9 protein-coding genes are annotated in these 12,430 nt (G+C 60.6%); all 9 read right to left on the bottom strand.

Features of this window, described 5'->3' with window-relative positions:
* Positions 1-8 precede the first annotated feature (8 nt).
* Positions 9-485 carry a hypothetical protein gene (locus tag AC3WMT_RS24825; protein WP_103305965.1) on the bottom strand — a complete coding sequence of 159 codons (477 nt, stop codon included), beginning with the start codon at positions 483-485 and terminating at the stop codon, positions 9-11.
* Between the two features lie 90 nt (positions 486-575).
* A complete protein-coding gene (locus AC3WMT_RS24820; protein WP_103305964.1) occupies positions 576-1,733 on the bottom strand; it encodes a hypothetical protein in 1,158 nt (385 codons plus the stop codon).
* Between the two features lie 3 nt (positions 1,734-1,736).
* The gene (locus AC3WMT_RS24815) at positions 1,737-2,453 is read right to left on the bottom strand and encodes a hypothetical protein (protein WP_103305963.1); all 717 of its coding nucleotides are present in this window, start codon (positions 2,451-2,453) and stop codon (positions 1,737-1,739) included.
* A gap of 10 nt (positions 2,454-2,463) precedes the next feature.
* Positions 2,464-4,116, bottom strand: a complete 1,653-nt coding sequence (locus AC3WMT_RS24810; protein ID WP_146041267.1) for a hypothetical protein — start codon at positions 4,114-4,116, stop codon at positions 2,464-2,466.
* Entirely contained in the window at positions 4,109-4,480 is a 372-nt protein-coding gene (locus tag AC3WMT_RS24805) for a hypothetical protein (protein ID WP_103305961.1), read from the bottom strand. Before AC3WMT_RS24805 ends, AC3WMT_RS24810 begins: the two co-directional genes overlap by 8 nt.
* A complete protein-coding gene (locus AC3WMT_RS24800; RefSeq protein WP_146041266.1) occupies positions 4,467-5,102 on the bottom strand; it encodes a hypothetical protein in 636 nt (211 codons plus the stop codon). The genes AC3WMT_RS24805 and AC3WMT_RS24800 overlap by 14 nt, the downstream gene beginning before the upstream one ends.
* A gap of 12 nt (positions 5,103-5,114) precedes the next feature.
* Positions 5,115-6,818, bottom strand: coding sequence for a hypothetical protein (locus tag AC3WMT_RS24795; protein ID WP_103305959.1), 1,704 nt, complete (start codon positions 6,816-6,818; stop codon positions 5,115-5,117).
* A gap of 116 nt (positions 6,819-6,934) precedes the next feature.
* Entirely contained in the window at positions 6,935-9,967 is a 3,033-nt protein-coding gene (locus AC3WMT_RS24790; RefSeq protein WP_146041265.1) for a hypothetical protein, read from the bottom strand.
* Positions 9,968-10,097: 130 nt separating this feature from the next.
* Entirely contained in the window at positions 10,098-12,422 is a 2,325-nt protein-coding gene (locus AC3WMT_RS24785; protein WP_103305957.1) for an LPD1 domain-containing protein, read from the bottom strand.
* Positions 12,423-12,430: the final 8 nt, after the last annotated feature.

Below are 12,430 nucleotides of genomic sequence, written 5' to 3'. Positions count from 1 at the left end.
CCAGCCCCTTACTGGTTGGCGAACCAGTGGAAGTGCAACGTACCCGCCAGCAACAGCGCCGTATCGTTTTCCCAGTCGCGATCAGGGGTATCCATCACCATAAAGGCGCCCTTGATGTCGTAGCTGTAGGCATGATCGTCCGGACGCCCCGCGTAAGCCGTCGCGTCGAAAACTGCACCGGCCTCGATCAGCTTGACCAGCTCTTGACCGACGGTGCCTGCCTGCACCTCGTAAATGGCTACTGGGCCTTCGAACTTGGTTTTGTTGTTCTGCGGCTGCGCCATCGCTTGACCGTTCGGGCCAAAAAACTCCATGGCGTCCTTGACCGTCGCCACTGGCCACGGGAACTGCTTAACCAGTAGTTGCAGCTTTTCCATCCCTGCGGAATGGATCACCAGCACCGCGTCGGCGGTCGAGGCTTTGCGCCCCAGGTCTAGCGTGTTCTGGAAGGTGCTGGACAGCACCTGATGCGTATTGACTGTCATCGGTGACACCCCTGAGTGTGTGTATTCAGGCCAATGATCGGGCATAAAAAACCCCGCTCAGTGGCGGGGTTTGCATGGTTTCACGCAGCGTTATCGAGCAAAGAATCGCTTGATGTCCGGGCGATCCAGCGCTGTGAGCGTGGCCATACTGACTTGCACCGTCAGGTTGAGGAAATTCCCCCTATCGTCCTTCGGGCCGTGCAGCGGGTAGCTGATCGTTTCCACCACCATCGGGGAATAGGTCTGCGCTGCATAAGTCAGCCCGAGCAGCTTCGGCGCGAACGATGGAAACAGCGCCTTGATAAAGCTGTCCACGTCGCGAGCAGTCTGCAATAGCTCGCTCAGAATCCCCTCTTCTGCCAGATCCTGCGGGAAAACCCACTCCAGTAACCGCTGTAGCGGGGCCATCACCTGCGAAGCGGCGTCCGTCGTCGCGCGAAACTCCATGCTGAAGTTGATGCGCGTAGGCGGCGAGCCACTGAACACCTGGCGGGAATTCAACTTGGTCATGCCCGTGCGACCTTCCAGCTCTTTTACCGCGGCCTTGAGCTTGTCGGCACCCGTATCGAGAAGATTGCCGACCTTGCCATTCGGGTCGGGGTTTACTGCTTGCAGGGCATTGATCACCGGCACCAGCGAACCGCTTTGAATCATTGCCGTCAGCGCTGGAGCCTTGGTTTCCGGCCCCATGTTTTCGAAAGGGCTTTGCCAGTTCAAGGTTGCCTCAAACGAACCCTCTTCCATAGGGCCAAACACCCCTTCGTATTCCTTGATGTCGGCCACGCCTTTGGAGTCGCACACAAATATGCGCGCCATCAGCAGCGGCGACATGCTCCCCCAGTCGCTGCCCAGGTCGTTGTTGGACATCTTCATGCCCAGCAGCGAATCAACGGCGCCACCGAATGCTATCCCGGCCTTATCACCGTCAAGCAACGCATCGACGGAACCGCTGATTTTCTCGCCGACCTCCGAAAAGGTTGTTTCCCCGTTCCACAGTGCCGAGACGGTGCCGGTGACCTTCTGGGCACCGCTTTTGAGCAGGTTCAGGTTTTCTTTACCACCGACGAACCCCGCAAGCTTGTTTTCCGCTTGCGTGGCCACGCCAGTGATAAGCCCTTCACCCGCTCGCTCTACGGCGCTTGCGGCAGACCCCAGCAGTTTGTTCGACGTGCTCCCCACAAGGGTGCCGGTCACACCCTTGAGAGAGTTGGACGCATACGCCACGCCCTTGTCGATGCTGAAGTCCATGGCTTACAAGCCCATTTTCTTGCGCAGGCGCATGGATTTGGCGCGGTGGATCTTTGCGGCGCCACTGAAGGCCTTGCGCTGCATCTTGCGAACCGCGGCCTTCTGCGCGGAGTTGAGGCGAATGGTGCCCGCGATACGCTTGTTGATCCGCACCTTCTTGCCGCCGCGGATCACCACCTTTTTGCGGTAGGTTGCATCCAGCATCTTGTCGTCGTCATCGCCATCAACAAAGCGCCCGGCGTCATCCAGCATGGCTTCTTCACCATCCGGCAGCTTGTCCAGCAGTGCTTCATGCACACGCTCGGCGACGTCGTTGTCGAAGGTGGCATCGCCGATCAGCGCGTCGATGTCCTCTTCTGGAATGCCCTTGTCTTCCAGATAGTCGCCCACGACTTCGGCGACCATGCCCGCGTATTGCACTTCATCTTCGGTCAGGTCGGTGTCGCTGTGCGCGGCGGTACCGACGATCAGCGCCAGCAGGCGATCACCGTAGCCCTCATCACCGTCGAGGTCATCGGTTTGCGCCCACTCGGCAATCACGCGCGTGGCATCCAGGCGCATGTCTTCGGTGTAAACAATGTCCGGCACTTCGGCGTCATTGTTTGCGTTGCTCGCGTTGTCGAGCATGTTGGCGCTGGTGTCGCTTTGACCAGCAGCGGCCTTATGCACGGCGTCCGCCATGGCGGTCGAGTTTTTCAAGATGTCACTGAGCAGGTTCATATAAGCCCCCTTAAGACTGGCGAATGATGCTTTGTTGAGCTTTGGTGATACGGTTCGTACCCTGGTAGCAGACGTCGAACATCACCGACATGACGTCGTAAGGCGCCGATTCGTCCGGCTTCACCTGTGTTTGCCAGGCCGCACCGTTCAGCTCGGCGGTGCCGTTGAACCAACCCGCCGATTCACAGGCAGGCAGCAGGTTTTTAGCCATGAATCGCGTCATCATGGTGATGGCGTCGTTCATTGGCTTTTGCAGCGTTTCCTGGCCGTAGGCCGCAACCTTGTCGTCGAGGAACGTCGCCATTTCGGCCACGGCGATCAACTTGCTGGCGCCAGTGGTTTGCGCACCGGTCAGCGAGTCGAGCCAAGCGTATTTGCCGCCGCTGGTTGGGTAGTCCTTGAAGATGCACGGGTTGATCTGGTTTTCCGCCAACAGCTCCAGGTCATCCACTTCGTTCACGTCATACGTCTGCGTGATGTTGGTACCGCTCAGGCCGTAATCACTGCCTGCAATCACGCGGTTACGCGGCGCGATACCCTTGGAGTTCACCTGAGCGTTACGCGCGCAGCGCAGGCCGATTTGTTGGCCTGAAGTGCCGAAGAACGCCTTACCACCGGCAATCGGATTGTCACGCTTGAGCGGTGCCCAGTAGGCTTGCGCATACAGGGTTTTGACGCTGGCGCCAATCGACTGCACAAACGACACCGCAGCCTCCGGCGACAAGCGCCCAGGCACGTCGAACGGGAACTGCTTGTTCAGCTCTTTGCCCAGGTCAGCGATCAGTGACAGCAGTGCAACGTTCTCGGTACCGCCCGCGTTCAGGTAAGTGAAGTTCGGCTTGGAGCGGCGCAGACGATCAGCACCGGCAGCCATTTCCGCCGCGGTGTAGACGGTTCGGCCTTCGGTAAAGTAGTCCAGCTTCGCCGACGCGAACTTGTCCTGATTGTTGGCCTTGCCGTAGAAGCCACACGCCACCGGTACTGACGCATCCGCCGCGACCTCGATCACGTCCAGATCATCGGTACCCTTGTCGATGACGTCGGCGATGTAGTTGCTGTTGCCGAACTCGTCGATGGCCCGAGGATCCAGGGAACCGGTGAATGGCCCGATGATGGTTTTATCGCTCGCCGGATCCACGAACTGCACAGTGATAATCTTCGACGGCACAGCCTTGCCCTGCGCGTCCTCAGCCGCTTGCGCGTTAATTTCACAGACCAGCCCATCGTTGAAGCACTCAAGGTGCTTGAACGCGATCAGAGCGCCTTCCGGCAGCCCCTCGCTTTGGAGCCCGGTGCTCCACACTACCGGAACCGCGCCACCGCCTTCCGGTGGAACAGTCGCGGTCGCGATCAGAAGCTTGTTCACAGAGTCCGTCGCGATCAGGCGAGAAACGATTGCCTGTTGCATGCCGGTGCGGAACGCCTCGGAGATCTGAATCTGCGCTTCGCCCAATGCAGAGACGGTCAGACTCACCGCAGCGCCCAGCTTGCGGTCAATGCGTTCAGCCGAAACAGCAAACACCTTGTCGACACGGCCACGGGTGAAACGACCGATAAACCCGCCGTTGTAATCCGATGCGACAGAACCGATCTCGGACTTGTCGGCGATGTAGTTCTGCTGGACGCCGGAGCGCTTGTTGATGGCGCGGGACATGTTATTCATTTGCAGCCCCCTCAGTCGTTACGCCAGCAGCCTTGTCGGCGGCTTTACGTGGCGATGTCTTTTCTTTCTCGACGTCCGGAACTTCGATAACCACAAAGCCTTCCTCGTCGCTGTTGTAGCGGGACGCCAACGCCGCGCTATCGGTGACCAGCACCCAGGCCTGCTCAAAGTTCTTAACCTTGAACGACACGCCTTCCTTGCCCGGAGCGATCACGTCACTCATGCCCGTCGAGGGTACGAACAACGGCTTGACCGCCTTGTGGGTGAGGGTTGCGGTAAATGGAAATTTCCCGATGGCACAGATGGCTTTCGCCAACTCGCTCGGGTCATCCCCGTCACCCTTCTTGATCTCAATCTTCGCCATGTTTCACCTGTAAGCCCTTGTCTGAATCCCAGCGCTCTCGCAGCGCACGGCCAGCGAATTCGCGTTTGATTGCGTCGTACTGCTTGGCCGTCGGGCACTGCACAACTGCCTGACCAAACTGCAAAAGCCTGGTGTTCAACGGGCGCACCACAAGGATGTTCCGGGTGTTGTTCACTAGGGTCAGTTCGGCAGGAAATTCGGCAATGTCCGGCAAACCCCACACCGAAGACTGTACGGCCTCAGCGGCGCCCTCTTCGTCGGTGGTTTGCGTGCCTCCGGCGTCGTCAGCGTCATCGCTTTCAGGCGGCGGTTTCGGCTTCCAGCCCTCCGGGAATCGCCCCATACCGGGGAAGAAAACCCGCTCCCGCACCACAAGCTGCGTGGTCGGTTGGTCGGCTTGGCCAGCGCCCTCAACCGGCGGCGCGTCGGCAGCCGGTGAAACGGGCGGATTCGTTACGGTTGAGGTGTCACCAGTTGCTGCCTTATCGACGGGTGAAGAAACGGGCGCATTCGCGCCCGTTTCTTTGGTGTCGAGGGCATCACTGGCTTTAGCAGCAGCCTGGCGAGTTGCCCGAGGCTTTTTAGCCTCCGTTTCGCTGGCGGGTTTAGTTGCCTTAGCCATGTAGCCCCCTTATCAGTCCACCAGTGTGTCGACGTTTTTGACGGTGATCAGCGCGCAGCCCATTGCAGACAGGTCGTGCGGGTTGATCTCGGTCAGGTTGCGGCCATACAGCGCTGCGCCCGATTTCAGGTCGCTCAGGATGCCCAGCGGGATCAGCGTTGGTGCCAGAGCGTCAGAGAACACAATCGGGTTACGCGCAACCTGCGCCGCACGACCGACAGCCAGCATTTCCAGATCGGTGTCGTTTTCATTGACGTGGCGCGGGGTGTAGTAAACGTCGTACTGATTTTTGTAGCGGCCTACGCGGTACACGCTCGGACGTGCCTGGACGCCCGACGGGGTGAAGTCATCAGCCCCCATGGTGCGGAAGTTGGAAGCACCCTTGGCACCCACGAACAGGTAGGAGATACCGTATTCCATGGTGTTGTTGGCGACTTCCTGATCCACTTCGCCCATGAAGGCCGCAAAGTCGCGCCAGCGTTGAGCACGCGACTTTTGCAGCAGCTGGTTCGCCGCGTCGAAGTCGAAGAAGCGACCGGTGTTTGCCGCCACTTCGCGCAGTTTTTCGAGGGCCAGGAAATAACGCTCTTGTGCCCACTGGCGACGTGCCGCGTTCACCGCGACAGTCAGGAAGTCTGCACCTAGTTCGTTTTGCCCCTGGTTACGGGCGCCAGGCGTGGTCTGCATCAGCACACGATCTTCGGTGCAGAACAGGCTGAGACTGATTGCCTTGGTCTTGATCGAAGGCGTCAGTTCCGGCTTGGCTTCGTAGTCAATGAAACCTACGACCTTGACCACAGTGCCCGCAGGAAGCGCAGGCGTGAAGGCCAGACCACCTTTACCCTGGGCAAACGTTACGTCGCCAGAAATGTTGTGGTCAGTCACCGCCTGGGTGTCTTTATTTTTGATCTTTACCTTGCCGCTGATTTGACGCGAAGCGGTGGTGTCGTTTGGATTGACTTCAATCGCAACCTTGAAACCCATGATTTTCACATAGGTGCGAGTCGGAATAAGCGGAACCGCGGCGCCGGTACCAGCCGTGTCGGTCGTGAATGCAAAGGTCGCTGTAGCGCGATCATCGCTCAGCTTCGCTTCCACACTGCGTTCCGCTTTGATGTAGCTCTGACCACCGTTAACACCATCAAGAATGTCGCCATCCTTGTGGGCGCCATAGTTGGAGCCCGCAACGCTATTGATGATCGCCAGCTTCGACTCGCTCGACGAAATATCGGACGGCAGGTAAGCACCAATCGGCAGAGACTCGGCCAAGCCACCGCAAATAGCCACCGCAATACGGTTTGGCTGGTGAGACAGAGGCGTCGATTGCAGCGAGCTGCTGACGCTATCCAGGGTTGCGCCGCCGGGCAGAATAGGCGCACTGCCGTCCGCAACCGCCAGGCCCTGCGCCAGCGCCGAGTCGATCATGTCCGCAGACGGGGTGAAACCGTGCTCATACTCAAAGCGGCGAATACCGTCGAGCATGGAGGCGAGAACCTGCGGGCGGTGCTTTTCGTCCACGGCAGCCATCAAAGGAGCCATACGGGCCGGAAGCATATCGTCAGGGTTCTTGATGGCCTCGCCGATGGCCTTTACCGCGGTATCCGACGTGCTGTCGAGCATGGCGCCACCAGCGCGGCTCAGGCGCAACAGCTCGCCGACTTTCTGCTCGTCCGCTGCCAGAGTCGTGTCGGGCGCGTAAATATTGCTCTTGCTCATGTCTTACCTCGTTGCCAGTTTTTGGGCTGCGCCCGATCTGTGTCAGCAACGATTTTGAGACGTAAAAAACCCCCGTCCGGACGGGGGTTTGCATGGTTTTCGCGCCGCCGGATCAGCTACTTGTGCAGCACGATCAGCCGGGCATTTGCCGAGGTTTGCGCCAAAAGCGCGTTGTCTTGGAACGTCCCGCCCTCCAGCTTTTCGATATCGGCGTTGTGGGAATCCAGCCAGGCGCGGAACTGCTCGGCCTTCTGATCCTGCCCAAAGAACACGCCCTCACCCGCAATCGCCACCAGCGTGCCGCCGCTGGCCAACATGCCGTAGGCGCGCATGATGTGCTCGGCGTCCTGGCGCTTGGAGAACGGCGGATTCATCAGAATGGCCTTGTAGGGCTCGTCTGGTGTGAAGGTGTTGAAGTCGTGGGCAACTGCCGTATAGCCCTTGAGCGTGAGGATGTCGCGCAGCTGGCTGCTGATCTCGATCACGTCCACTTCCCCACCGGCAGCCGCTGCAGCGTCGGCAAGGTTGCCATTCCCCGCGCTTGGTTCCAGCACCCGCATGCCCTTACTGATTCGCGCCAGGCGCGCCATGCGGTGCGCCACAGCAACCGGCGTTGGGAAAAAGTCGATCCCCACCTTTTGGCCGATAATGGCGCGCTCGGCTTTGACCACCGCGCTTTCTTCCTGCTTTTCGGCCAAGTGCGGCAGCAGCGCCCGGCACGCGTCCTGCAGCTGGGCATCATTGGTTATGCCCATGCGGTTCAAACGCTCGATCCGCGCCAGCATTTCCATCGGCTGTTTCAGATCCCACTGTTCCTTGACCGTCCCCAGCACTTTGTAGGCCTTGCGGGTGATGGCGATATCGCCGTCATTCACCAGCGCCCAGCGTTCGGTGCGGGCGCCGAGTTTGCTCAGGGCGGCGATCAGCTTGGAGTTGCCCGCCGCTGCCTTCTTCGCCATGGTCGTCGCGGCGTTCTTGTACCAGCTCGTCCAAACCAAACGCGGCGGCATGCTGACGTGTTGCAGGATCTCGGCCCCGAAAGGCTGACCACGGCGCGCCAGCTGCTCGCTATAAGTCAGTTCGCGCTCTGAGTCGTACTTTGCTCGGGTCAGCGCGCTTTTCAGCTCCTGCAGCTGCGCACGGCTGTTGAGGTTGGTGAGCGGCCCGGCGGCGCCGACCTCGATAGCGTCGGCGATGCTGTTGAGCGTCTTGCCGTCAGCCTCATCGGCAGCTGCTCGGGCGTAGGCGCTCGCCGCCATCCCGGCCCGGCGGTGCGTGTTGGTCTTGCGGTCGGCGTTCATGCCTTCCTGACCACCGGCAATAGCCTTGTCACCTGCAGCGCGCAGCTTCTGCACCTGGCTGGCAATGGCCTGCTGCTGGCGCTCCAGCGCCGCGCGGGTATCACGCTCCTGCTTTTCCGCTTCCTGCTCCGGAGTGAGCACAACCGGCGTCGGGGCGGCCTGAATCGCGCTCGTGTCGCCGGTCAGATGCTTTTCACGGATGAAGTAACCGCCATTCATACGCCAGGTGTAGGGGTCGATTTCCTTCGCTTCAGCCAGGGTCAGGTCGGTGCGAATGATCCCGCGCAGCACCTTGTCGCGTTTGGTCGTGTACTCAATGATCTCGTGCTGGGGTGTTGCTGGCGGAGCACTATCGGTGACTGGCTCGACCTGGCTTGCACCTTCCTTTGCTTGTCGCTCAGCAAGGTAGCGCTCCAAGTTGCGCGCCAGCTCAGCACCTTCGCGGTTGCCTTGCGTGGTCATGGCTGCACTGCTGCTGCGACCGGTGGCGGGAGCGAACTCACGCTGCATCGCGGCAATATGGCCCGCCGCGTCAGGTTTTGCCGACTCCATGATCTTGCGCACCTGCTCGATGCTCATTTTTCCGTAACGCGCATCAAAGTCCGCGTAAAAATCAGCGTTCGACTTCTCCCACCGTTGTTCTTTGGTCAGAAGCTCAGACGGGTCGGCCTTCGCATAAGCATCGCTCCCCTGCTCAATCGCACCCTCTTTGGTGGTCGCGAACAGCTCAGTAGCCCCAACCGCATAGCGATATTTCCAGCGCCCGAACACCTCGCGAACAAGGCCAAGATCAGCCAGCACCGCCTCATCAATGATCGGATTACCCTTCGCTGTTATCCTTGGCGCTGAAGCCGCTGAAGCACCTTTGACGCGCTCGGCCAGGTGCTCGTCAGCCCACTGGCGCACGTAGGCCAGGTACTCGTCTTTGTTGGCAGATATGCGCCCGCCCTTCTGGCGCTCAAACTCGCCCGCACGGATCCCGGCCCAACCGAGGAACCCGGCGTTGCTGCTTTGGGTTGGAAGCTCTTCCAGTGTGTCGAGATAGGCCTGATAAATCGGGTTTTCGGACACTCCGGCGCCGATAGTCCGGTCAAACTCGGCCCGTTCCTGCGCCTGGCGCTCCGCCACAATCCGCGCCGTCTCATTGGCTTCAGCCTCCTTTCGAGCCTTTTCCAGATCCTGCGCCTGTTGCTGAGCGGTCAATGCCTGGGCAGCGGTGTCGATGTTGTCCTGTTTGCGCTGGGCAATCGCGGCCTGTTCGTCTTCGTAGGCTTGGACGTCTTTCTGCGCTGCATCCTCGCCGAACACCTTGCGGTACTTCTCCGGCCCCCAGCGCTGCGCCATCAGGCTTTTCAGCTCGGGCAGATTGCGGGCAATACCGGATAGCTCCCCGTCGACGGCCACCGATACCCCGCCCTCGGCGTAGCTGTAGATGATCGCGCCCGACGGCAAAGCCTCTTGCGTGCTGGGCAGGTACTGCGCCAGCCGCGCTTGGCTTTTGCTCAGCAGCAAGCCCGTCGACGTCTTGGTGTACTTCGCCTGATCAAGATAGGCATGCGCGTAGGCGTCCAGCGCATCCACGTCGCCCATCACCAGCACGCCGCCGTTTTTCTGCGGTAGTAGACCGGTTATCAGTTGATGGCCCGTGATGGCACTCGGGGTGATATTGGAACGTTCGTCTGATACAGTGCCCGCGACGGCGCCGTCCGACACTTGTTGTTGGCCTGGCCCGTTAGCGGCGTCACCGGTATGCGGCCCTACCTGCGTATCGGAGACGCCGTTTTTGTTTTCCGGCCCATCACCAGCCTGAAGCGGCGCCGGTTGCCCCAGTTGCGCACGGATGGCCAAGCCTCGGGCACTGGCGCGAACTTTCTCAATAGGCGACAGCGCTTTACTGACCAGTCCCGCACGGATCTGCAATAACTCGGAACTCAGGCGCGCGCGCTCAATCGCCGAAAGCACGCCCGGTTGGCTCAGGTTACTCATCGAAACCCCCAAAAATCGAATCCAGCAATGCGGTGTTGGCCAGCGCCTTCTCAAAGGCCTTACCGTCACGCAGCGTCTTGAACAGCTCGTCGAACGCGGCGCCGATACGCGCCCGCTCTTCTCCCTCCGGGTACGGCTTGAACGGCAGGCCTTGCTCGGGGAAGTAGTGGTGTTTGTTGTCAGCCAGACAGCTCAGGTAATCGTTCTGGCGATCCATGGCCGTCAGCTTGTCTTCCAGATAGGACTGGAACGCCCGTGCCGCCATTTCGGGGGTCGACGACCAGTATTTGCCTTCCTTGAAGTTGTCCAGCACTGCGGCTTCGGCCATGAAGCGGGAAACACCCTTGCCGGTGTTCAGCTGCACTTCAGTTGTGCCCTCGGGCGAGAAATACGCCGCGGCAATGGTTCGCCAGTTCTTTTTGTACTTGAGCGAGCGGGTGTCAGTGCGATTGCCAAAATAGGCGTCGACGGCCAGCACAGCCGCTTCAGCGCTACCGGCGGCCTTGATGCGCCGGGCAATGTCGTTGCTCGGGTTTTCGAGATTCAGGCGGGCATTTCCGAAGGTGCGCGGCGTGAACTTGATCGTCTCCGGTAGCCGATGATCACCCTCGGTCAGCGCCTTCTTGAGCCCGACAAAGGCGTTGCGGATTGGCCCCTCGGGTACAAGCTCCGGCTTGTCGACGCCGAACTCATCAGCGGCGCCAGCCTCACCGCGCAGCAAGCCCGGCAAAATGTTGTCCATCGCGTGAAAGTGCTCGTGGCCCAGACCACCGCCGCCGTTCATCTTGGTGATGTTGATCGCGCGCAGTACAGGTTCGTATTGCGCGGTGGCGGCGCCCTTCCCGCCTTTGCCGCGGGCGCCGAACGCCAGCCCCAGGCGCCCGTCAAAGCCCAGGTGTTTCTCGTCGATGCCCAGCACGTCCGCCATGTCCATCATGGCGCCCGCAGACTGCTCCACATGCCACTTAGAGCTGTCGCGGTCATCCAGCACCCAGTTGCCGGACTGCACGGCCCTGAAGCCGCACAGCTGCTGTAGCGAGCGCGTGGAATTGACTTCCACCGGGCGCCCGCCCTTGCGGTCGAACTTGTCCACGACCTTGAGCGCGAACGTCTGGCGCTTCTTGGTCGGCGCCTTGGGCGCCCCTTGGATAACCTCGCCGCCCTTCTTGTCAGCCCACTCCCATTCCTTCGGGTCACCGGATAGCGCGTTGGACACATGCCGGGCGAACGTCTCAGAGCCTGAGCGGCTGCGGAACATCAGCGCTTTGACGAACTTATCGCCCATGGACATCCACGCGCGATTGATCGGCGAGTTCAGGTTGCGGGCCTTGGCCACACCCATGATCTCGGCACGCTCCTGATACAGCGCTGTGCGCGCCGCCGTCAGCTGCTCGATGGCGGGCTTGTTCTTCTCCAGAAGAGAGGCCCACGCTTTCATCGCATCGTTGTAGGCTTTCTTGGCGTCACGCGCCGCTTGCTCGTGTTCCGGACGAATGCCCCAGCCGCGGCTCACGCGGTTTTCGAGGTCACGCTGCGCCTTGTTGTTCTCGCCACTTGCCGCGTACATGGCGTTCTGCAGCTTGTTCTGGTCGGCTTCCAGCGTGCGGATCTGCTCCGTCATGCCCCGGGCGCGGTCGGTAACGTCTTCGTAGCGCTCCGCTTCGTCCGCCTCCAGCTGCGAGCCCAGCAGTTCGTCGCGGATCTCGTCCAGGGTGGCCACAACCTCTTTCGGGGTCTGGCACAGCTCCAGGCGCGTGCGCAGCGTCTCCAGACCCAAAACGTAGGCACGACGCGCCACAGGGCTGTCTTCAGTCGGTTCCTTGGCAATGGCGGCGTAAACGCGATCCATCAGGAACGCGGCGGCGGGCTCGGTACCGCCCTCTTTCATCGCGTCCCAGTCGACCACGCCGAACAGGTTGGACTTGACCACCAGCGCCCTGGCTTCGCGTGGCGTTTCTTCAATGGCATCGAAGTCGATATCGCTGCCGCGCAGCATGCGGCCCTCGGCACGCGCCTTGCGGATCGCACCTGCAGCCTCTTCCTTGCGGCTGCCGGGGATATAACCGACGTCGGCATAGCGATAGTTGGGGCTGTTGGGATCGTCGCTCAGGCCGTCGTCTGCGGCCTGCTCGGCGGCAGTGACTGGATCGACTTGCGGCGCCGTCAGCGGCTGGCCGGTCAACTTGCTGCGGATGGCCAAGGCTTCAGCGCTGGCGCGGACTTTCTCAAGCGCCTTGAGCGCGCCGCTGATCAACATCTGGCGCAGGGCCAGAAGCCGCGAACTCAGGCGGGCTTTCTCGATGGGGGAAATTTGCATGGTGTACA

It is taken from the genome of Pseudomonas sp. FW305-7 (genome assembly GCF_058786735.1).
The sequence above is the reverse complement of the archived record's forward strand: the minus strand, read 5'-3'. Positions and strand labels throughout refer to the sequence as shown.

Coding starts and splice junctions, on each gene's coding strand:
- AC3WMT_RS24825 (WP_103305965.1), bottom strand. CDS start 485: ATGACAGTCAATACGCATCAGGTGCTGTCCAGCACCTTCCAGAACACG.
- AC3WMT_RS24820 (WP_103305964.1), bottom strand. CDS start 1,733: ATGGACTTCAGCATCGACAAGGGCGTGGCGTATGCGTCCAACTCTCTC.
- AC3WMT_RS24815 (WP_103305963.1), bottom strand. CDS start 2,453: ATGAACCTGCTCAGTGACATCTTGAAAAACTCGACCGCCATGGCGGAC.
- AC3WMT_RS24810 (WP_146041267.1), bottom strand. CDS start 4,116: ATGAATAACATGTCCCGCGCCATCAACAAGCGCTCCGGCGTCCAGCAG.
- AC3WMT_RS24805 (WP_103305961.1), bottom strand. CDS start 4,480: ATGGCGAAGATTGAGATCAAGAAGGGTGACGGGGATGACCCGAGCGAG.
- AC3WMT_RS24800 (WP_146041266.1), bottom strand. CDS start 5,102: ATGGCTAAGGCAACTAAACCCGCCAGCGAAACGGAGGCTAAAAAGCCT.
- AC3WMT_RS24795 (WP_103305959.1), bottom strand. CDS start 6,818: ATGAGCAAGAGCAATATTTACGCGCCCGACACGACTCTGGCAGCGGAC.
- AC3WMT_RS24785 (WP_103305957.1), bottom strand. CDS start 12,422: ATGCAAATTTCCCCCATCGAGAAAGCCCGCCTGAGTTCGCGGCTTCTG.